Below are 21,296 nucleotides of genomic sequence, written 5' to 3' on the forward strand. Positions count from 1 at the left end.
TCCCGCTGTTCGAACGCCTCCGCGCTGAAAGAATTTCCGTGCAGAGCGCTGCGACAACGAATGATTAAGGTTAACGCGCGATGATCGGAACAGAGAGTCAAGTGTTGATTGGAGCGTTGCGATGCGTAGCCTGGTGGTGGCGGTTTCGGTGTGCGGCATGATCTCCGCGGCGCAGGCCGCGGATTTGTCCGACCTTCCGATCCTGCGGGGCGGCCTGACCGAGGGCCTGAACAATTCGCGGGTCAACTGGGACGGCTATTACGTCGGCGTCCAGGGCGGCTACGGCTCGTCCGATGAAAATTTCAACGGCTCGACCAAGAACATCACGGCGGCGGTGCTTGCCAACACGCTGATCGAGAGCCAGATGCAGGTATCGTCGTGGAACCCCAATCTCGGCAAGCAGTCCTCGCGCGCATCTGGCTTCGGCGCCTTCGTCGGCTACAACAGTCAATGGGACGACGTCGTGCTCGGCGTCGAGGCGAGCTATCTGCATGGCAAGTATGGCGGCATGGCCTCTTCGAGCCGCACGCTTGTCAGCACGGCCGCACTGTCTGACGGCAACTTTCACGCCGTGACCTCGACGCAGTCCTCGCAGATATCGATCACCGACATGGCAACGATCCGGGGTCGTGCCGGCTATGCAATGGGCTGTTTCCTGCCTTATGGGTTCTTCGGCCTTGCGCTCGGCAATGCAGATCTCGGCCAGTCCGTGACGGTTCAGGATCGCGTCAGCACCACTTTCCTGGGGACCTACACGCCGCTCGCGCCGCTCAGCGCCAACAACATTCAGCACAATCACCTGATCTATGGCTACAGCGCCGGTCTCGGCGTCGACGTCAATCTCGTCGGCGGCCTGTTTGCGCGGGCCGAATACGAATACATCCGCTTCACCTCGACCGTCGACACCAGCATCAACACGGTGCGCGCGGGCCTCGGCTACAAGTTCTGAGCTGTTTGCAAGCCTGTCCTGAAAGCTCATGTCCATCATGATCCGGCCTGCGCAACGCGACGACGTCGGCGCCATTGTCGCCATGCTCGCCGACGATCATCTCGGCCGGGCGCGGGAGCGTGTCGAGCAGCCGTTGCCGCAGTCCTACTATGACGCATTCGAGGCGATCGTGCGGGACGCGAATATCACCCTGGTCGTCGCCGTGGAGGCGGACAGGGTGGTCGGCTGCCTGCAACTCTGCATCCTGCCCGGGCTCAGCTCGCAAGGTGCGTCGCGCGCGCTGATCGAAGACGTTCGGGTCGCAATCGACCGGCGCAGCCGGGGCATCGGCGAGCAGCTGCTGCAATGGGCGATTGCCGAGGCCCGCAGCCGGCGCTGCAATCTGGTCGAGCTCATGACGCATCAGAGCCGCACCGACGCACAGCGCTTCTATGAGCGGCTCGGCTTCGCCAAGAGCCATTTCGGCATGGTGATGCGGTTCTGATCCAATCAGAGCGGCAGGCGGTAGGCTGCGACGGCGTTCGGGCCGAAGGCCTTGCTGCGGACCTCGGCACCCAGCCGGGTCAGGCAGTGCTGGAGCGCCTGCTTGATTTCGCCATAGCTGCCGGCGAGCAGACACACCGGCCAGTCCGAGCCGAAGATCAGCCTGTCGGCGCCGAAGCAGCGTGCGACGTGCGCGACATAGGGAAACAGCCGCTCGGCATCCCAGTCGGTCCAGACGGCTTCCGTGGCGAGCCCCGACACCTTGCACCAGACATTGCCGCAGGCCCCGAGCTCGGCGATGCGATCGGCCCAGTCCTGATCGAACCCGGTTACGATCGGCGGCTTGGCGGCGTGGTCCAGCACGAAGCGTGCTCTTGGAAACGCGCGCACGGTCGCGATCGCCGCCGGCAGCTCGCGCGTGCGCACCAGCAGATCGTAGGTCAGGTCGTGCGCGAACACGATGTCGAGGCCGCGCCTGACATCGCCGCGATAGATCCACGCCGGATCGGCCTCGTCATGGACCTGGTGGCGGATGCCGACCAGCCTGTCGCCGCCGGGCAGGCCGCGCAGCCTGTCGATCGTCGACCCTACCGATGGATCGCTCAGGTCGACCCAGCCGACGACACCGGCGACGAACGGCGTCGCGTGCGCGACGCGCAGGAATTCCTCGGTCTCGTCGAGCGACGACCGGGTCTGCACCAGGATGCTGGCGTCGAGGCCATTTTCGGCGAGCAGCGGGGCGAGGTCGGCGGGACCATACGGACGGCGGATCGGCGCCAGCGCGTCGCCGGCCATCCACGGATAGTCGGCGCGGCCGGGATCCCAGAAATGCTGATGCGCATCGATGACGCGGCTCATGACGCCTCTCCCGGCAGCGGTGCGCGCGCATCGATCAGATTGCTGGCGCGCAGGTCGCGCCAGAACGTGTCGGGGATTCGCGCCTGCGCCAACGCGATGTTGTCGGCCGCCTCCTGCGCATTGCGCGCGCCCTGCAGGCCGACGGTGACGGCGGGATGGGCGAGACAGAACTGGATCGCGGCGGCCTTGAGCTCGGTGCCGTGTTGCTTGCACAGGGCGTCGAGCTGGCGCGCGCGGGCCACCAAGGCGGCATCGGCATCTTCGTAGTTGAACTTCGCCGGCCCGTAAGGATTGGCCAGGATGCCGCTGTTGTAGATCCCGCCGAGAATGATGGCGATGTTCTTCGCGCGGCAGATCGGAAACAGCGCCGTCAGCGCGCCCTGGTCGAGCAGCGTGTAGCGGCCGGCCAGGAGGAAGCAGTCGACCGGAACGGCCTCGGCGAAGCGCGCCAGCATCTCCGACTGGTTCATGCCGGCGCCGATCGCCTTGATGCTGCCGTCGTCGCGCAGCCGCTGCAGGGCACGGAAGGCGCCAGCCACGGCTTCGTCATAGTGGTCGTCGGGATCATGCACGAGCAGGATGTCGACGCGATCCAGGCCGAGCCGAACCAGGCTCTCCTCGACCGAACGCATCACGCCGTCGTAGGAATAGTCGAACTGCGGCCGCAGCGGCGGCGTGCCCTTATAGTGCGTATCTTCGCCCGACGCCGTCGGGTCCGGCCGCAGCAGCCGTCCGACCTTGGTCGAGATCACGTAGCTGTCGCGCGGCTGCTGGCGCAGAAATGCACCGAGCCTCTGCTCGGCGAGGCCGAAGCCGTAGAGCGGCGCGGTGTCGTAGAAGCGCACCCCGCGCGCCCACGCCGCAGCGATCGTGGCTTCGGCATCGCCATCGCTGACCGGCTCGAACAGGCCGCCGAGCGGCGCCGTGCCGAGGCCGAGTCGGGTGATGTCGAGCGGGCTCCTCCCGAGACGGACGCGTTCCATTGTTCTGTCCTTGTTGTTCGGCGCGTACAGATCGCGTCATTGTGCATGGATGCGTTCGGCGAGACAATGACGTCGCTTGGTGCAGCACAACGAAGAGGAGAGGACGATGTCGGCGATCAATCCACTCACGGCCTTCGGTGTCGTCCTAGCGACTGCAGCGACCGATGCGGTTTACGTCATGTTCACTTCGGCGGTCGTTGCCAAGCGGCGAGTGTCAGCGGCGACCTGGAGCTCGATCTGGTACATACTCTCGTCCTTCGCCGTGATCAGCTACACCGAGAACTGGATCTACGTCGCGTTCGCGGCGGTCGGCTCCTGGATCGGCGCCTACGCCTCGATGACCTTCCTGCATCGTCCGCCGGCTGGTCAGGCACCGGTCGGTGCCGCACCGGAATGAATTGCATTCGCTTGCATGCCAGCACGACTGCGTGAACGCCGACAAGAGCGCGCGAAGTTCCTTGACGCGGAACGACCCTTCCCGTATTCACGCCGGCGGGACACCTCCCCCCAACGGGAGGCTTACTATCTGGAAGGATAGACGATGACTGCAGCGAAGCCCTCGCAGCGGCCTGCCGTGCCGCATTTCTCCTCCGGCCCTTGCGCCAAGCGCCCCGGATGGACCTCCGAAAATCTCAAGGACGCTCCCCTGGGCCGTTCGCATCGCGCGAAGATCGGCAAGGCCAAGCTCAAGCAGGCCATCGAGCTGACGCGCGATGTCCTCGAAGTGCCGGCCGACTACAAGATCGGCATCGTGCCCGCGTCCGACACCGGCGCGGTCGAGATGGCGCTATGGTCGCTGCTCGGTGCGCGGCCCGTCACCACGATCGCCTGGGAATCCTTCGGCGAAGGCTGGGTCAGCGACATCGTCAAGGAGCTCAAGCTCAAGGACGTCACCAAGCTGCACGCCGGCTATGGCGAGATTCCGGATCTGTCGAAGGCCGATCCCGCGAGCGACATCGTTTTCACCTGGAACGGCACCACCTCCGGCGTGCGCGTGCCGAATGCCGACTGGATCAGCGCGACGCGCGAAGGCCTGACGATCTGCGATGCGACATCCGCCGCATTCGCGCAGCCGCTCGACTGGCCGAAGCTCGACGTCGTCACCTTCTCCTGGCAGAAGGCGCTCGGCGGCGAGGCCGCGCATGGCATGCTCATCCTCTCGCCGCGCGCGGTGGAGCGTCTCGAGACCTACAAGCCGGCCTGGCCGCTGCCGAAGATTTTCCGCCTCACCAAGGGCGGCAAGCTCAATGCCGGCATTTTCGAGGGCGAGACCATCAACACGCCCTCGATGCTGTGCGTCGAGGACTATCTGGACGCGCTCAACTGGGGCAAGTCGATCGGCGGCCTCAAGGCGCTGATCGCCCGCGCCGACGCCAACACCAAGGTGCTGGCGGACTGGAAGGCGCGGACGCCGTGGATCGATTTTCTCGCCAAGGATCCCGCCATCCGCTCTAACACCTCAGTGTGCCTCAAGGTCGTCGATCCCGCGATCACATCGCTGTCGGCCGATGCCCAGGCGGAGTTCGCCAAGAAGCTGGTGTCGCTGGTCGAGAAGGAGAACGCCGGCTTCGACTTCGCGCACTACCGCGATGCGCCGGCCGGCCTGCGCATCTGGTGCGGCGCCACGGTGGAAGCCAAGGACGTCGCGCTGCTGACGCAGTGGATCGACTGGGCTTTTGCCGAAGCCAAGGCCGCGCTGCCCAAGGTGGCCTGACCCACGCTCGTCGTGCCGCCATTGCGAGCGCAGCGAAGCAATCCAGGGCCACGAAGAAAGCCTGGATTGCTTCGTCGCTCCGCTCCTCGCAATGACGAAATTCAAGACGCGTAGGGTGGGCAAAGGCGCGAAGCGCCGTGCCCACCATCAACGTCAACCGACGCGAAAGACGGTGGGCACGCTGCGCTTTGCCCACCCTACGATTCGATTGCTTCCACCCATTCCGGCGCCGATGCGCTGTCCCTCTCTCGCGAGAGGCGTGAAGGAACATCGTCATGTCCAAACCCAAAGTTCTCATTTCCGATGCGCTGTCGCCGGCTGCCGTGCAGATCTTCAAGGATCGCGGCATCGAGGTCGACTTCCAGCCCAATCTCGGCAAGGACAAGGACAAGCTCGCCGACATCATCGGCGACTATGACGGCCTTGCGATCCGCTCCGCGACCAAGGCCACGGCCAAGATCATCGAGCGCGCCAAGCGGCTCAAGGTGATCGGCCGCGCCGGCATCGGCGTCGACAATGTCGAGATCCCCGCGGCGACCGCCAAGGGCATCATCGTGATGAACACGCCGTTCGGCAATTCGATCACGACCGCCGAGCACGCGATCACGATGATGTTGTCGCTGGCGCGCGAGATCCCGCAGGCCGACGCCTCGACCCAGGCCGGCAAGTGGGAGAAGAACCGCTTCATGGGCGTCGAGATCACCGGCAAGACGCTGGGCGTGATCGGCTGCGGCAATATCGGCTCGATCGTCTGCGACCGTGCGCAGGGCCTGCGCATGAAGGTGATCGGCTTCGATCCGTTCCTCACCGAGGAGCGCGCGCTCGATCTCGGCGTCGAGAAGGTCGAGCTCGAGGAGCTGCTGAAGCGCGCCGACTTCATCACGCTGCACACGCCGCTGACCGACAAGACCCGCAACATCATCGATGCCGCGGCGATCGCCAAGATGAAGCAGGGCGTGCGCATCATCAATTGCGCGCGCGGCGGCCTGATCGACGAACAGGCGCTGCTCGAGGCCCTCGACAGCAAGCATGTCGCGGGTGCGGCGCTCGACGTGTTCGCCGAGGAGCCGGCGACCAGCAATCCGCTGTTCGGTCATGCCAATGTGATCTGCACGCCGCATCTCGGCGCTTCGACCACGGAAGCGCAGGAGAATGTCGCGCTGCAGATCGCAGAGCAGATGTCGGACTACCTGCTCACCGGCGCGATCTCGAACGCGATCAACTTCCCGTCGATCACCGCGGAAGAAGCGCCCAAGCTGAAGCCGTTCATCGCGCTCGCCGAGAAGCTCGGCTCGTTCGCGGGCCAGCTCACCGAAAGCAGCATCACCAAGATCCAGATCACCTATGAAGGCCACGTCGCCGAGATGAAGACCCGGGCGCTGACCTCGGCGGTGCTGGCCGGGCTGCTGCGGCCGATGCTGGGCGAGGTCAACGTGGTGTCGGCGCCGGTGATCGCCAAGGAGCGCGGCATGATCGTCGACGAGGTGCTGCGCGCCGGCGAGAGCGACTATGAGAGCCTGATCACGGTCGCGGTCACCACCGAGCACCAGGAGCGCGCGGTGTCGGGTACGGTCTACGCCGACGGCAAGCCGCGTCTCGTCGACATCAAGGGCATCCGTGTCGACGCCGAGTTCGGCAAGTCGATGATCTACGTCACCAACGAGGACAAGCCGGGCTTCATCGGCAAATTCGCAAGCCTCCTGGGCGACGCCAAGATCAACATCGCGACCTTCCATCTCGGCCGCGTGGCGCCGGGCAGCGACGCGATCGCACTGGTCGAGGTCGACGGTGCGGTGCCGGCCGAGCTGCTCGGCAAGATCCAGGCATTGCCGCAGGTCAAGCAGGCCAAGGCGCTGGCGTTCTGATGACGCGCTGGGGCGCGCGGTGCTTCTTGGTTGAATCGACTTAGCCGCTGGCCCAGTTCACCTCTCCCGTCAAGCGAAGCTTCGCTTCGCCAGAGCGGGGGAGGTCGGCGCGAAGCGCCGGGTGGGGGCTCCCTCCACTCGGGCAGCCTCAATTGAGGAGACACCCCCACCCCAGCCCTCCCCCGCAAGCGGGAGAGGGAGCGCACATCCTTCGCGGTTCGCAACCAGACCTCAACTCTTCACGCGCTGGGCCAAATTGACCGACCGGAAAGGGGCAGCACGGCACCGTGGCCGTGCTGCCCTTTTCTGTGCTCGTCTGTGCTCGACGGAATTTCAACGGCAAGCTTTGCGGTCGCACGATTTGAACCCGCGGACCTCTCGTGGCGTCTAACGCCCCGCAAGGGACCGGCTCATCCGGTTCTCAGGGGCGCTGGGATACGGAGAGATCGATGGCAATGCGAACGACGTGGCTGGTTACGACAACTCTCGTTCTCGGTGCCTCGCTGGCGGCGGCGCCGGGCCATGCGGCAAGCCTCGACACGACGTCCACCGTCGATGCTGTCACCGTGTATCCCGACGGCGCGACCGTGACCCGGGTCATCTCGCTCGACCTTCCCGCCGGCGACACGACGGCGATTGCCAAGGACTTCCCGCTCGGACTCGATGCGTCCTCGCTTCGTGTGGAAGGCGAGGCCGGCGCCAAGCTCGTGATCGGCACCGTCGACGCCAAGCCGCCGCGTGCGGCGCCGCCGGTCAACCTGCCCGACATCGACAAGCGCATCGAAGCGCTGAAGGACGAGCGCGCCAATCTCGATGGCACGATCGCCGCGGCCCTGGCGCGGAAGAAATTTGCCGAGCGTTTTGCCGAGGCGTCACCGGCCGGGCTCGGCGAGAAGGGCGAGGCGCGTCCGATCACAGAATGGCGTGCCGCGTTCGCCGCCGTTGCCGACGAGGTTGGACAGGCCGACGCGGCGATCCGTGATGCCGAGCGCAAGCAGCGCGAGATCGATCGCGAGATCGCGCGCCTGCAGGACAATCTCACGACGAAGCCTCCGAGCAAGCTGGAGGTGCGGATCGAATTGTCGGCTGCAGCAGCGACCAAGGCGACCTTGCGCGTGACCTACGCGGTGCGCAATGCCCGCTGGGTGCCGCTCTACGACGCGCGTCTCGACACGTCGGCGAAGGACCGCAAACCGGCTCTCGAACTGGTGCGACGCGCCGAGATCCAGCAGGCCACGGGGGAGGACTGGTCCGAGGTCGCGCTGACGGTTTCGACGGTGCGGACCGGACGCGGCGGCAGCGCGCCCGAGCTCAGGACGATCATCGCGCAATATCCGCCGCCGCCACAGCCAGCGCCGAAGCCGGCCGCCGTCAGCGCCGCGCGAGGACTCATGGAGAGCCGACAGGAGTTTCGCTTTGGCGGAGGGACGACGTTCGGAGATGTCGCGGACAAGGCCGTCGAGCAGCAGACGGTTGCGGAGATCAGCGCCTTTCAGACCGTCTTTCACCTCCCCGGACGCGTCAGCGTCGGTGCCAATGATGGCGCGAAGAGCCTGCGTATTTCCACCGCGACGATCACGCCCGAACTGACGATCCGTTCGGCGCCCGTCATCGATCCCACCGCCTACCTCGAAGCGAGCTTCCCGCAGAACGAGGAGGCACCGCTGCTGCCGGGCAAGGTCTCGATCTATCGCGACGGCATGTTCGTCGGCACCAGCAGACTGGCGTCGGCCGGCAAGGACGAGGTCGTTCATGTCGGCTTCGGGGCCGACGACAAAGTCAAGGTCGAGCGCAGTGTGGTCAAGCGCAACGAAGGCTCGGCCGGCCTGATCGTGACGACGGCGAAGATCGACGAGCGCACCTTCAAGACGACGGTCCGCAACGCTCACGACTTCCCGCTGAAGGTCGCGATCCAGGATCAGCTGCCGGTCAGCGAGAACGAGGAGATCGTGGTCGAGATGCTGTCCGCGACCACGCCGCCGACGTCGACGAACGTGCGCGATCGCCGCGGCGTCGTCGAATGGGTCATCGACGCCAAACCGGGCGAGGCCAAGGATATCGCCTTCGCCTGGCGGGTGCGCTGGCCGAAGGACAAGTCGATCGTGATGCAGCCGTCGGGTTGAAGCGGGGCGTGAGGCCACGGGCCGGCGCCGTTTGATCCATGACAAGCCGCCCGGTCCCGCTCCTGTTATGCGCGTGGGAACCCGTTCGATCACGTCCTGTCCGGCCGTGATCGAACTCGACCGAGAGCGCCGCCATGGAATCCGACCCGAACACCCGCAAGCAGGCCGTCGCCGTCGGCTACATCTTCCTCGCCGGCGTCGGCATGCTGCTGCTGCAATGGCTGCTGACGACCTACAACACGGTCGAAACCATTCCCTATAGCCAGTTCGAGCAGCTGATCGAGCAGGGCAAGATCACCGAAGTGGCGGTTGGCCAGGATACGATCCAGGGCAAGTTCAAGGACAAGCAGCCGGACGGCAAGACCTCGTTCATCACCACGCGTGTCGATCCGCCGTTGGCGGCGAAGCTTGCCGCGAAGGGCGTGACGGTGACCGGCGTACCCTCGGGCGGGCTGATTCAGGCGCTGCTGTCCTGGGTCGTGCCGGCGCTGATGTTCTATCTGATCTGGGTGTTCCTCGGCCGCAAGGTGATGGACCGCCAGGGCTTCGGCGGCCTGATGTCGATCGGCAAGTCGCGCGCCAAGGTCTATGTCGAGACCGACACCAAGGTGACCTTCGCCGATGTCGCTGGCGTCGACGAGGCCAAGTTCGAGCTGCAGGAGGTCGTGCAGTTCCTGAAGGATCCGAAGAGCTATGGCCGGCTCGGCGCACACGTGCCCAAGGGCATCCTGCTGGTCGGCCCGCCCGGCACCGGCAAGACGCTGCTCGCGCGCGCCGTCGCGGGCGAAGCGGGTGTGGCGTTCTTCTCCATCTCCGGATCCGAATTCGTCGAGATGTTCGTCGGCGTCGGCGCCGCGCGGGTGCGCGACCTGTTCGAGCAGGCGCGCAAGGCCGCGCCCTGCATCATCTTCATCGACGAGCTCGATGCCCTCGGGCGCAGCCGAAGCGGCGGCGGCCAGTTTGGCGGCTACGACGAGAAGGAGCAGACGCTCAATCAATTGCTGGCGGAGCTCGACGGCTTCGACCCAAGCTCCGGCGTCATCCTGCTCGCCGCGACCAACCGGCCGGAGATCCTCGATCCCGCACTCATGCGCGCTGGCCGCTTCGATCGGCAGGTGCTGGTCGACCGTCCCGACAGGGGCGGGCGGCTTGCCATTCTCAAGGTGCATGTCCGCAAGATCACGGTCGCCGACAGCGTCGATCTCGACAAGGTCGCGGCCCTGACGACCGGCTTCACCGGCGCCGACCTCGCCAACCTGATCAACGAGGCTGCGATCGCGGCGACGCGCCGCAAGGGCCACGAGGTGACGTTCGACGATTTCACGATGGCGATCGAGCGCATCGTCGCCGGCATCGAGAAGAAGAGCCGCGTGCTCAGTCCCGCCGAGCGCCGCCGCGTCGCCTATCACGAGATGGGGCACGCGCTGGTCGCAGCCAATCTCGTCGGCGTCGATCCGGTGCAGAAGGTCTCGATCATTCCGCGCGGCGTCGGCGCGCTCGGCTACACGATGCAGCGCCCGACCGAAGATCGCTTCCTGCTCGCGGTCAGCGAATTGAAGAACCGCATCGCCGTGCTGATGGGCGGACGGGCTTCCGAGCAGTTGATCTTCGACGGCGACGTCTCGACCGGTGCCGCCGACGATCTGCAGCGTGCGACCGAGATCGCGATCGAGATGGTCACCAAATACGGGATGGATGCGACCGTCGGGCAGCGCACATACGCGCCGCGTCCACAGGTCTCGTTCCTGCAGCCACAGGATCAGATCGTGTCGGCGGCGGAGGAGACCGGCCGCGAGATCGATCTCGCCGTGCGGGATCTGATCGCAGACGGCGGCGCCCGCGCTCGCGCGATCCTCGAAAGCCATCGCCCGGACCTCGAGCGCGGCGTCACGCTCCTGATCGCCAAGGAGACGCTGACCGCCGAGGAGTTTGCGCCGTTGCGGCCGGCCTCCGCTGCGGTCCCGGTCCGGGATGCCGTTGTCTCGAGCTGATCCGGGTTTCTACGGGGGGTGTTCGCAACCGAAATCTAACCATCGCCTGATCAGTTGACCAGCAGCTCACCTTGACAGATCGAGGTCGTCGATCGGGGACCGGGCGGAGTTCGTTACGTGCTGCTGAATAACCTGAAGATCGCCCCCAAGCTCGCCATCGTCGTCGGCGTGGCGATGCTGGGCCTTGCTGCGGCCGGTACGTTTGCCGGCACTCTGATGCAAAAGGAGATGGTCGACGCCCGCATCGAACAGTGCCGGGCGATCGTCGAGACCGCGCGTAACATGGCCATGGGCCTCATCAAGGAGGTCGAAGCCGGCAAGCTGACGAAGGAGGCCGCGCTCGACGAGTTCGTCAATCGCGCGAGAACGATGACCTTCGACAAGGGCATGGGTTATCTGTTCGCCTACACGATGGACGGCAACGTGGTGTTGTCCCAGGATCCGAAGCAGCGTGGCTCGAATGTGATCGATTTCGAGCTCAACGGCCGCAAGCTCGTCGTCGAGCTGCGCGACGGCGTTGCCAAGGACGGCGAAGTCACCTTGCACTACGAATATCTGCGTCCCGGTCAGGAGCAGCCGACCCGCAAGATCTCCTATGCGGTGATGATTCCCGGCTGGAATACGTTCGTGGGCACCGGCGTCTATGTCGACGATCTCGATGCGAAGATGAAGCCCCTGAAATGGCTGATCTGGATGGCCTGCGCGGGCATCGCGGTCATCGCCGGCGGGATCGCCTGGCTGATCAGCCGCAGCATCAGCGTGCCGCTCGATCGTCTCGGCATCCGCATGCGCGAGATCGCCGATGGCCGGCTCGATGGCGAGATTCCCGGTGTCGGCCGCGGCGACGAGATCGGCGGGATGGCCGCCACCGTCCAGATCTTCAAGGACAACGCGCTGCGGATGCGCGAGCTAGAGCAGGCCGAGGCCGCCACCCAGCAGCGCGCGGCCGCCGAGCGGACCGCGGCCATGCAGAACCTCGCCGCCGACTTCGAGCGCAGCGTCAACGGCATCGTCCGCTCGGTGGCGTCGGCGGCCGAGGGCATGCAGCACACCGCGCAATCGATGACCTCGACCGCGAGCGATGCCAGCTCGCGCGCCTCGACCGTCAGCGCCGCCACCCAGAGCGCCAATGACAATGTCGGCACGGTCGCGGCCGCGGCCGAAGAGCTGTCGAGCTCGGTCAATGAGATTTCGCGCCAGGTCGCCCGCTCCAGCGAGATTGCGAGCAAAGCCGTGGGCGACGCGGAGCGCACCAATGCGACCGTTCAGGTCCTGTCGACCGGCGCCGAGAAGATCGGCGAGGTCGTCAAGCTGATCCATTCGATCGCGGCGCAGACCAACCTGCTGGCGCTGAACGCCACCATCGAAGCCGCGCGCGCCGGCGAGTCCGGCAAGGGCTTTGCCGTCGTCGCCTCGGAGGTGAAGGCGCTCGCCAACCAGACGGCGAAGGCGACCGAGGAGATTTCGGCACAGGTCGCGGCGATGCAGACCTCGACCCAGGATGCGGTCACCGCCATCAGCGGCATCACCCAGACCATCGCGCAGATGAGCGAGATCACCAATTCGATCTCGACCTCGATCGCGCAGCAGGGCGACGCGACGCGCGAGATCGCCCGCAACATCCAGTCCGTCGCCGCAGGCTCCAACGAGATCAGCGCCCATATCGGCGGCGTCACCAAGGCGGCGGAAGCGACCGGCATGGCTGCCTCCGAAGTGCTGTCGAGCGCGCGCGAGCTCGACAGCCAGTCGGGCCTGCTGCAGCAGGCCGTCGATGGCTTCATGGCGAAGGTGCGAACGGCCTGATCAGGCCAGGGCGCGCCGTTGATCCGGGGCTCTCGGATCAACGGCGGCCGTCAAGTCGTAGGCGTGCCAGCCGTCACTTGGCTTTGAGGAAGTCGCCGACCTCCAGCAGCACGAACTCGTTGTCGTCGGCCTTGTTGGGATCCCGGCTGGACGAGAACGGCAGGTTGTTGTCGTTGCCGACGATGATGTGGGTGTCGTCGACGCGGTCGACATTCTCGATCGTGAAGAACGGGAAGGCGAGCACGCCGTCGTTGAGCGGCTTGCGCGCCTTGTTGTCCGGATCCTTGATCTTCATCAGGTCGATAGAGGCGATCTTGCGGAGCGGCTTGCCGACGTTGGCGTCGGACAGTTCGATCTTGTAGACGCGCTTGAACTTGGCGAGATCGGGAAAGCAGTTGTCGCCGCGCGTGCCCTGCGGGCAGGCCTTGTCGCTGGTGCCCTCGCCATTGTCGCGCTCGATGATCAGACCCTGGGTCGGATCGATCATGTTGAAGTCGCCGATCGCGTTGCCGTTCTGCTCGAACACGTACTGCCAATACCGGCCGGTGAACCGCTCCGCCGCGACGTCGAATTCGAGGATGCGCGAGGCTTCCTTGCCGTCGACCTTCTCCCAATCCTTCTTCTCGGCGTCCCACAGCGGGCCTTCGAGCAGGCCGTAGATGAACTTGCCGTCGACCGAGGACGCGAAGCCTTCGTAGCCCTTCGAGCGCCGCAGGTTGACGTTCGCATAGGTCGCGCCTGGCGCGCCCGGCGATTGCACCGCCCAATGGTCGGGCGAGCGCACCGGCTTGGCGTCGGCGACCGTGTCGAACACGGCCAGCACCTTGCCGGTCCTGTCCGCCTTGATGACGTAGGGACCGAACTCGTCGCCGATCCAGAGATTGTCGCCGATGATCTGGAAGCCCTCGGTATCGAAATCAGCACCGGTCAAATAGCGCTTGGCGGTGTCCTCATGGACGATGCGGAAGGGAACCTTCCTGTCGGGATCATGCAGGAAGATCGTCTCGAGCCGCTCGACCTTGCCGCTGGTCCAGTCGATCTTGTGGTGGTTCAGATAGAGCATCGAGTCGGGCGAGTTGTAGCGCGAGCCCATGCCGTTGTCGGTGAGGACCCAGAACGTGCCGTCGGCCATCTTCTTGATGCCGGAGTGGCCCTGGAGAGGTTGTCCCTTGAACGGGAGCGACACCCCGGTCGGACGCTCATAGGACTTGCCCATCACGCTGCCGATCGCGTCGATGCGCTTGCCGGTGGTGTATTTGCCGGACGTCTTGAGATCGTTCGGGGCATCGGCCGGCGCCTCGACGAAGGACTCGGCCGGCATCACGGCATGGCCGGAGAGCGTCGCCGGGAATTCGCCTTCGCCCTGGGCGAACGCTGTGCCGGCGCTCAGAACGAACGCGGCAACGGTGGTCAGCAGATATCGATGCATGGGAGGGCCTCCTGGGAGCTTGATCCACGCATCGTTCTGGACAGGAGGCCTGACGCGGCGCTGACATTTCGATGACAGCCGGATGATGCTCCCCGGTCTTCATGAGGCGTCTTGCCGCACGCTCACACCTTGAGCCGGTCACCCGTGCCGGGAGGCCGGATCGGGACCCGCGACGCGATGATCACGCCGGCAATGACCAGCGCGTAGCCCGCAAGGTGGAACAGCCTGAGCTCCTCGCCGAGGAGCAGGATCGCGAGCACCGAGCCGAACAATGGCACCAGATGGAGGAACGGCGCGGCGCGGTTCGGTCCGATCAGGCTGATGCCGCGATTGAAGAACAGGTAGGCCAGTGTCGACGCAAACACGACCACGTAACCGAGCGTCAGGACCGACAGCAGATCGGGCTTGAGCACGAAGCCCGACGCGTATTCCCAAGCCGCGAACGGCAGCAGCAGCACGGCGCCGGCCGCCGTGCAGGCTGAGATCAGCGACAGCTGGTGCACCGCCGGCCGTCGCGTCATGGCGGCCGAGTAGAGCCCGAATACCATCAGCGCGCCCGCAAACATCAGGTCACCGCGGTTGAACTGGATGCCGGCGAGCGCACCGAGATCGCCGCGCATCAGGATCACCAGCACGCCGATCAGCGACATCGCAATGCCGGCGAATTGGGCCATGGTCAGGCGCACACCGAACAAGGCCAGCGACCACAGCGCGACGAACAGCGGCGTCGAGGATTGGATCAGGAGACCGTTCAGCGCCTGGGTATATTGCATCGCCCAATAGGACAGCGCGTTGTTGATGGCAAAGCCCGTCAGCGACAACAGCAGGATCAGCGGCCAATGCGCGCGCAATGTTCGCCAGTCGCGGGCGAGATGCGCGCGCGCGAAAGGCCACAGCATCAGGAACGTTCCGACCCAGCGGATGCAGGACAAGGTCAGCGGCGGGACATGACCGGCCACATAGCGCGCGAGCACGATGTTGCCGGCCCAGAACAGCGAGGCCAGCGTGAGCAGCAGATAGGGCTGGTTGTTCAGCCAGGAGAGCGGATGACGGTGTTGGGCAGGCAAAGGCAGCCAAGCGTGCTTGGAGAGACGAGGCAATCTGGGCTGAATCGTATCCCCTCGCAAGCCGGCGCAGCGGATTGGTGCCATGCATCGGACAGCAAAGGGCCGCGGGGCGCGCGCAGGACGTGGATATCAGGTCGCCTGCTTGCGCGACGCCACGAACACGCCGACGAGCACCAGCGCGAAGCCGATCACGTGGAAGACCTCCGGCTGCTCGCCGAGGAACACGAAGGCCATGATCGAGCCGAACACCGGGACCACGTGAAAGAACGGCGCGGCGCGATTGGCGCCGATCAGGAGCACGCCGCGATTGAAGCAGAGATAGGCGATCGTCGAAGGAAAGATCGCGACGTAGAGCAGCGACAACAGGTTCTGCGCGTCGAGCGCCATGACCGGTCGCGCGTTGAGTTCCCAGATCAGCAGCGGAATGAGGCTGGCTGCGCCGCAACCGAAGGTGAAGGCGACCATCGACAAGCCGTGGATCCGCGGCCGCTTGATCGTCAGCACCGAGTAGAAGCCGAACACCGCCATCGCGAGCAGGAAGATCAGATCCCCTCTGTTGAAGCTGATGTCGGCCAGCGCGGTGGGGTGACCTCGCGTCAGGATGAGCAGCACGCCCACGAGCGACAGCACGATGCCGATGGCCTGCGCCAGGGTCAGGTGCACGCGCAACAGCAGCATCGACCAAATTGCCACGATCAGCGGACCAGCCGACTGCAGCAGCAGGGTGTTGAGTGCCTGCGTATATTCGAGCGACCAATATTGCAGCGTGTTGAAGGCGCCGATGCCCGTCACGGACAACGCGATCATGATGCCGAGCCGCGACCGGATCGCGGGCCAGTCCTGGCGCAGCTGTTTCCAGGCGAGCGGCAGGATCAGCAGGAAGGCGAGCGACCAGCGCAGGAACGACAATGTCACCGGCGGGATGTGGCCGGCGGCAAGCCGCCCGACGATCGAGTTGCCGGCCCAGCACAGCGCCGTGATGCTGAGCAGCACATAGGGCTGGTTGGCGATCCAGGCGCGCGCGGGCGCGGCGGACGCGGTGGGATCGGCGGCGGACATGCGGCGGTGTTGGCCCGGTTCGATGCGCCGCGGCGCGCGGCCGGGATGTCCGGCCGCCGTTCCTCCCGGCGCTTTCGACAGACACCAATTGCAGCTGCCTATCAAGAGGGCAGATGCATCGCGACCATGCAGCGATGGTCGTCGTCAAGATCGCGCACGAGCGTGTCCCCGGTGCGGTCTCCGCGGTCCGGATCGCACCGCGAAAGATTTGAGGCCCTCCGCACTGACCAGATAGGCGACGACGAGGGCGGCGATGGCAGCCAAGACGGCGAGGGGCGGTGCAACGAAGCCGAACCATGCGCCGGCCGGCGTGAAGGGTACGACCAGTGCGACGGCGAGCGCGGTGAGCGACGACGCCGTCAGCATCGGATCCGCCCGGTTGCTCCATGGCCGCCCATTGGTCCGGATGATGAAGATGACGAGAATCTGGGTTGCCATCGATTCGAGGAACCATGCAGTGCGAAACTCATCGGGCGTCGCATGGAACAAATACAGCAGCGCGCCGAAGGTGAGAAAGTCGAACAGGGACGACAGGGGCCCCATGATCGCGGCAAAGCGCATGAGCCGCTTCATGTCCCAGCGCTGCGGCCGCGCGGTCGCCTGCCGGCTCACGCGGTCGAACGGAATGCCGAGCTCGGAGAGATCGTAGAGCAGATTGTTGAGCAGGATCTGCGTCGGCAGCATCGGCAGGAACGGAAGCACCATCGATGCGGCGGCCATCGACAGCATGTTGCCGACATTCGAGCTCGCGCCCATTCGGACATACTTCAGGATGTTGGCGAAGGTGCGTCGGCCTTCTTCGACGCCGTTGGCGACGACGTCGAGATCAGAGGCGAGCAGGATGATGTCGGCGGCCGATTGGGCGACGCCGGTGGCGCCTTCGACGGACAGGCCGATGTCGGCGGCCTTCAGCGCCGGCGCATCGTTGATGCCGTCCCCGAGGAAGCCAACGATCTCGCCGGAGGCCTGCAGCGCCTTGACGATGCGCGATTTCTGATCGGGCGCCAGACGGCCGAACGCATCGGCCGAGTGCACCTGCACCGCGAGCGCGTCGTCGCTGAGCTCGGCGATGTCGCTGCCGGACAGCACGCGATCCGCCTTCAGCCCGACCAGGCCGGCCAGCCGCTTGACCACGACGGGATCGTCGCCGGAGAGGATCTTCAGCGCGATGCCGGCGCGGGCAAGCTGCGCGATCGCAGCCGCCGCGGTCGGCTTGGGCGGATCGGCGAACGCGCACAGCCCTTCGAAGATCAGTTCCTGCTCGTCGTCGGTTTCGATCTCGCGCGGCGCGCCGTTCCACGGCCGTGACGCGATCGCGACCGTGCGCAAGCCCTCGCGTGCGAGCGCGTGAACGCGCTCGTACATCTCGGTGCGGCCGTTGTCGTCGAGCGGCGCGAACGTGCCGCCATGCCGCTGCTGCATGCACAACTCGATCACCGCCTCAGGCGCGCCCTTCACGATCAGGATCCGATCCTGGCCGCGGATCGCCAGCACCGAGCCGAGCCGGCGCGAGAAGTCGAAGGTCTGCTGGCCGCCCAGGGACCATCCCTCGGCCGCATGATTGGCGCCTGCGACGAGCGCGCAATCGAGCGAGCCGCGATCACCGCCGAGTGCGGCCGCGATCGCGCCGAGCTCCGCAGCTCGCGGATGGTCGGTGCCGTCGGGCGCGACGCTGCGGGCGAGCGTGATCTCCGCGGATGTTAGTGTTCCCGTCTTGTCGGTGCACAGCACCGACATCGCGCCGAGATCATGAATCGCCGCGAGCCGCTTCACGATCACCTTGCGCTTGGCCATGCGCAGTGCGCCGCGCGACAGTGTCACCGTCGTGATCATCGGCAGCAGCTCGGGCGTCAATCCGACCGCGAGCGCGACCGAGAACAACAGCGAGTCGAGCACATCGCGTCCGAATACGACGCGAACCGTGAGCACGATCACGACCAGGGCCAGCGTAAGCCGCGCGATGACGAGGCCGAATTCATGCAGGTCGCGCTCGAACGGCGTGCGCGCCTGCCCCTCGGCGAGCGCCGCGGCGGCCGCGCCGAACATCGTGTTCGGTCCAGTGTTGACGACGATGGCGACGGCCTCGCCGGTCTGCGCCACCGAGCCGCGGAACAGCGCATTCGACGTGTCGTTCTCAACGGCCGGAATGCCGGCCTGTTTCGTCACGGGATAGGGCTCTCCCGTGAGCGCCGCCTCGCCGGCGGTGAACGCCTTGCTTTCGATGACCAGCGCATCGGCAGGAACGATGTCGCCCGCGCGTACGCGCAGGATGTCTCCGGGAACGACCGCCTCGACGTCGATCTGGCGATAGGCGCCATCCCGCTTGACCTCGGCCTTCAAGGCGACGGAGCGGCGGAGCTCCTCGGCCGCCTTGACGGCATGTCCCTCCTGAACCGTGTCGAGGCCGATCGACAGCGTCAGGATGAGAACGATGATGGCGCCGCCGATCACGTCTCCCGTCGCCATCGAGATGATGCCCGCCACCAGCAGGATCAGCGACAGCGGCTCGAGCAGGCGGCGGAGCACGGCGCGCAACGGACCCACGACGTGCGAGGGCGCATCGGCGTTGTGGCCGTAGCGTTGCAGCCGCTGCTCGGCGTCGGCCGCGCCGAGACCGTTCAGGTCGCAGCCGAGCGTCGCGCCCGCCTGCGCGGGCGACAGGCGCCAAAATTGGTGCGGGCCGGAGGTCGTCTCAGTGCTCACGCGGGCCTGTCCAGGTTGGTGGATGAATGGTCGTGGTCATCATGGTTGATTTGCATGAAGCTCTCCGGGCGGCGGTTGACCTAGCGCAACATCCCGCTGCCGTGATGGCCTCGGTTGCCGCAATGTGCCGCATCGCCGCCGTGCTGATCGTCTCGGTGATCCAGCGCTCCAAGGAGATCGGGATCCTGCGTGCGATGGGCACCTCGCGCGGACAGATTTTGCGTGTGTTTCTGCTGCAGGCGGACTGCTCGGCTTCGTCGGCTCGCTGGTCGATCGCGGCTTCCCGGGCCCCGAGATCGAGGCGCAGGCGTCGACGCTGCTCGACCAGGTCGGGCTGGCGAAATTCGCCGACCATCTCGCGAGCAACATGTCAGGCGGCCAGCAGCAGCGCGTCGCGGTGGCGCGGGCGCTGGCGATGAACCCCGATCTGGTGCTGGCGGACGAGCCGACCGGCAACCTCGACACCAAGTCGGCCGAGGCGGTCTTTGGCCTGATGCGCGAGGTCAATCGGGAGGTTGGCACGAGCGTCCTGCTCGTCACCCACAACCTTGATCTGGCCCGGCGCTGCGATCGCATCATCGAGGTTGTCGACGGCCGCATCCAGAGCTGAGAGCGCGCCGCTTCGATCGTAGATTCGCCGCCGTTCGGGTGCTCAATGGAACCGCCCAGGTCGATGCGCCGCCAGAAGCGTACGGCCGGGTCGCCCGATCCGCAGCCGGGGCGGCATGAAATTTTGGGGCTTATCAAAGGCTTGGTGGCGCTCTTGTGTGCTCCGAAGGCCCGTTCTCGCTTGCCTAGCCCGGCGGCTTCCTTTATCCGGTGGGTCGCCTCGCAAGCGAGCGGTCCCGGCCGCGATTTGGGCTGGGCGCATGGTTGGCCAGGCTGGCCCCTCATCGGAAGCGATTTCGTCCGAACCGATCGTGCTGTTTTGGATCTTGGCAGAGGAAAGAGCTGCGAATGGCTAACGTGGTCGTCGTCGGCGCCCAATGGGGTGACGAGGGGAAGGGCAAGATCGTCGACTGGCTGTCGGAGCAGGCCGACATCGTCGTGCGCTTCCAGGGCGGCCACAATGCCGGCCATACCCTCGTCATCAACGGCGCGACCTACAAGCTGGCGCTGCTGCCGTCCGGCGTGCTGCGCACCGGCAAACTGTCGGTGATCGGCAATGGCGTCGTGTTCGATCCGCAGGCCTTCCTCGACGAGGTCGGCAAGCTCCAGTCGCAGGGCGTCGCCATCAGCCCGGACAATCTGCGCGTTGCCGAGAACGTCACGCTGATCCTGCCACTGCACCGCGAACTCGACGCGCTGCGCGAGTCCGCGAGCGCGGCGACCGCGATCGGCACCACCCGCCGCGGCATCGGCCCGGCCTATGAGGACAAGGTCGGCCGCCGCGCGATCCGCCTGATGGACCTCGCCGATCTCGATACGCTGCCGCACAAGATCGATCGGCTGCTCGCGCACCACAATGCGCTCCGCCGCGGCCTCGGCCTCGAGCCGATCGACGGCCAGCAGATCCTGCGCGAGCTGACGGCCTTTGCGCCGAAGCTGCTGCCCTATGCGGAGACGGTCTGGCGTCTGCTCGACATCAAGCGCCGCGAAGGCAAGCGGATGTTGTTCGAGGGCGCGCAGGGCGCGCTGCTCGACGTCGATCACGGCACCTATCCCTACGTGACCTCGTCCAACACGGTCGCGGCGCAGGCGGCCACGGGCGCGGGCCTCGGGCCGGGCGCGATCGGCTATGTGCTCGGCCTGTGCAAGGCCTACACGACCCGGGTCGGGCAGGGGCCGTTTCCCACCGAGCAGGACAACGAGACCGGCCGCAAGATCGGCGAGCGTGGCCGCGAATTCGGAACGAATACCGGCCGGCCGCGTCGTTGCGGCTGGTTCGATGCGGTCCTGGTCCGCCAGGCGGTGCGGACCTGCGGCATTAACGGTCTTGCGCTGACCAAGCTGGACATTCTCGATGGTTTCGACACCATCGATGTCTGTACCGGCTACAGGCTGGACGGCAAGGAGATCGATCATTTCCCGGCAGGAGAGGGCGCGCAGGCTCGGGTCGAACCGATCTACGAGACCATCGAAGGCTGGAAGCAGCCGACCGCAAACGCGCGCTCCTGGGCCGATCTGCCGGCACAGGCCATCAAATACGTCCGGCGGATCGAGGAACTGGTGGGTTGCCCGATCGCGCTGCTTTCCACCAGCCCCGAACGCGAGGATACTATTCTGGTCCAGAATCCCTTCGAGGCGTGACGGGACCCGACAGCTGAGC

The 21,296-nt window shown here is 65.9% G+C and carries 15 protein-coding genes and 2 pseudogenes; 11 read left to right on the forward strand and 6 right to left on the reverse strand.

All coding sequences use genetic code 11. The features are described from left to right. The first annotated feature begins 121 nt into the window (after positions 1-121). Complete coding sequence (locus QX039_RS20460; protein ID WP_315733923.1) at positions 122-949, forward strand: outer membrane protein; 828 nt, start codon at positions 122-124, stop codon at positions 947-949. 28 nt (positions 950-977) lie between these two features. Then, on the forward strand, positions 978-1,433 hold the full coding sequence (locus QX039_RS20465; RefSeq protein WP_315733922.1) for a GNAT family N-acetyltransferase: 456 nt from the start codon (positions 978-980) through the stop codon (positions 1,431-1,433). A gap of 5 nt (positions 1,434-1,438) precedes the next feature. On the opposite strand, the gene QX039_RS20470 is transcribed toward QX039_RS20465, so the two are convergent. After that, on the reverse strand, positions 1,439-2,290 hold the full coding sequence (locus QX039_RS20470) for an amidohydrolase family protein (RefSeq protein ID WP_315771873.1): 852 nt from the start codon (positions 2,288-2,290) through the stop codon (positions 1,439-1,441). Beyond that, complete coding sequence (locus tag QX039_RS20475) at positions 2,287-3,273, reverse strand: aldo/keto reductase (RefSeq protein WP_315771874.1); 987 nt, start codon at positions 3,271-3,273, stop codon at positions 2,287-2,289. The genes QX039_RS20470 and QX039_RS20475 overlap by 4 nt, the downstream gene beginning before the upstream one ends. Positions 3,274-3,379: 106 nt before the next feature. Here QX039_RS20475 and QX039_RS20480 point away from each other — a divergent pair, with 106 nt between their 5' ends. From QX039_RS20480 to QX039_RS20505, 6 genes are all read left to right on the forward strand, one after another. Beyond that, on the forward strand, positions 3,380-3,670 hold the full coding sequence (locus QX039_RS20480; RefSeq protein ID WP_315771875.1) for a hypothetical protein: 291 nt from the start codon (positions 3,380-3,382) through the stop codon (positions 3,668-3,670). A 144-nt stretch (positions 3,671-3,814) separates the two neighbouring features. Then, the gene (locus tag QX039_RS20485; protein ID WP_315733918.1) at positions 3,815-4,987 is read left to right on the forward strand and encodes a phosphoserine transaminase; all 1,173 of its coding nucleotides are present in this window, start codon (positions 3,815-3,817) and stop codon (positions 4,985-4,987) included. A gap of 275 nt (positions 4,988-5,262) precedes the next feature. Further along, positions 5,263-6,852, forward strand: a complete 1,590-nt coding sequence (serA, locus tag QX039_RS20490; RefSeq protein ID WP_315733917.1) for a phosphoglycerate dehydrogenase — start codon at positions 5,263-5,265, stop codon at positions 6,850-6,852. A gap of 455 nt (positions 6,853-7,307) precedes the next feature. Further along, positions 7,308-8,975, forward strand: a complete 1,668-nt coding sequence (locus QX039_RS20495) for a mucoidy inhibitor MuiA family protein (protein WP_315735653.1) — start codon at positions 7,308-7,310, stop codon at positions 8,973-8,975. 134 nt (positions 8,976-9,109) lie between these two features. After that, complete coding sequence (ftsH, locus tag QX039_RS20500) at positions 9,110-10,966, forward strand: ATP-dependent zinc metalloprotease FtsH (protein ID WP_315733916.1); 1,857 nt, start codon at positions 9,110-9,112, stop codon at positions 10,964-10,966. A gap of 117 nt (positions 10,967-11,083) precedes the next feature. Next, a complete protein-coding gene (locus QX039_RS20505; RefSeq protein ID WP_315771877.1) occupies positions 11,084-12,769 on the forward strand; it encodes a methyl-accepting chemotaxis protein in 1,686 nt (561 codons plus the stop codon). Between the two features lie 73 nt (positions 12,770-12,842). Here QX039_RS20505 and QX039_RS20510 read toward each other — a convergent pair whose 3' ends face one another. The 4 genes from QX039_RS20510 to mgtA form a co-directional block, all read right to left on the reverse strand. Continuing rightward, on the reverse strand, positions 12,843-14,198 hold the full coding sequence (locus QX039_RS20510) for an esterase-like activity of phytase family protein (protein ID WP_315771878.1): 1,356 nt from the start codon (positions 14,196-14,198) through the stop codon (positions 12,843-12,845). 122 nt (positions 14,199-14,320) lie between these two features. Next, positions 14,321-15,265: a DMT family transporter gene (locus QX039_RS20515; RefSeq protein ID WP_315771879.1), complete on the reverse strand. Its 945-nt coding sequence runs from the start codon at positions 15,263-15,265 to the stop codon at positions 14,321-14,323. A 129-nt stretch (positions 15,266-15,394) separates the two neighbouring features. Further along, on the reverse strand, positions 15,395-16,324 hold the full coding sequence (locus tag QX039_RS20520; RefSeq protein WP_315771880.1) for a DMT family transporter: 930 nt from the start codon (positions 16,322-16,324) through the stop codon (positions 15,395-15,397). Positions 16,325-16,468: 144 nt separating this feature from the next. Continuing rightward, positions 16,469-19,027, reverse strand: coding sequence for a magnesium-translocating P-type ATPase (gene mgtA, locus QX039_RS20525; RefSeq protein WP_315771881.1), 2,559 nt, complete (start codon positions 19,025-19,027; stop codon positions 16,469-16,471). Between the two features lie 128 nt (positions 19,028-19,155). Between mgtA and QX039_RS20530 the strand changes: the two are divergent. The 3 genes and pseudogenes from QX039_RS20530 to QX039_RS20540 all read left to right on the forward strand — a co-directional run. Then, positions 19,156-19,295: pseudogene (locus QX039_RS20530) on the forward strand (FtsX-like permease family protein); the annotation flags it as partial. Next, a pseudogene (locus tag QX039_RS20535) lies at positions 19,293-19,637 on the forward strand (ABC transporter ATP-binding protein); the annotation flags it as partial. The pseudogenes QX039_RS20530 and QX039_RS20535, both read left to right, overlap by 3 nt. Before the next feature lie 347 nt (positions 19,638-19,984). After that, a complete protein-coding gene (locus QX039_RS20540; RefSeq protein WP_315733910.1) occupies positions 19,985-21,277 on the forward strand; it encodes an adenylosuccinate synthase in 1,293 nt (430 codons plus the stop codon). Positions 21,278-21,296: the final 19 nt, after the last annotated feature.

It is taken from the genome of Bradyrhizobium sp. SZCCHNR1043, from assembly GCF_032489675.1.
Lineage (GTDB): Bacteria > Pseudomonadota > Alphaproteobacteria > Rhizobiales > Xanthobacteraceae > Bradyrhizobium.

Coding starts and splice junctions, on each gene's coding strand:
- QX039_RS20460 (WP_315733923.1), top strand. CDS start 122: ATGCGTAGCCTGGTGGTGGCGGTTTCGGTGTGCGGCATGATCTCCGCG.
- QX039_RS20465 (WP_315733922.1), top strand. CDS start 978: ATGTCCATCATGATCCGGCCTGCGCAACGCGACGACGTCGGCGCCATT.
- QX039_RS20470 (WP_315771873.1), bottom strand. CDS start 2,290: ATGAGCCGCGTCATCGATGCGCATCAGCATTTCTGGGATCCCGGCCGC.
- QX039_RS20475 (WP_315771874.1), bottom strand. CDS start 3,273: ATGGAACGCGTCCGTCTCGGGAGGAGCCCGCTCGACATCACCCGACTC.
- QX039_RS20480 (WP_315771875.1), top strand. CDS start 3,380: ATGTCGGCGATCAATCCACTCACGGCCTTCGGTGTCGTCCTAGCGACT.
- QX039_RS20485 (WP_315733918.1), top strand. CDS start 3,815: ATGACTGCAGCGAAGCCCTCGCAGCGGCCTGCCGTGCCGCATTTCTCC.
- serA (WP_315733917.1), top strand. CDS start 5,263: ATGTCCAAACCCAAAGTTCTCATTTCCGATGCGCTGTCGCCGGCTGCC.
- QX039_RS20495 (WP_315735653.1), top strand. CDS start 7,308: ATGCGAACGACGTGGCTGGTTACGACAACTCTCGTTCTCGGTGCCTCG.
- ftsH (WP_315733916.1), top strand. CDS start 9,110: ATGGAATCCGACCCGAACACCCGCAAGCAGGCCGTCGCCGTCGGCTAC.
- QX039_RS20510 (WP_315771878.1), bottom strand. CDS start 14,198: ATGCATCGATATCTGCTGACCACCGTTGCCGCGTTCGTTCTGAGCGCC.
- QX039_RS20520 (WP_315771880.1), bottom strand. CDS start 16,324: ATGTCCGCCGCCGATCCCACCGCGTCCGCCGCGCCCGCGCGCGCCTGG.
- QX039_RS20540 (WP_315733910.1), top strand. CDS start 19,985: ATGGCTAACGTGGTCGTCGTCGGCGCCCAATGGGGTGACGAGGGGAAG.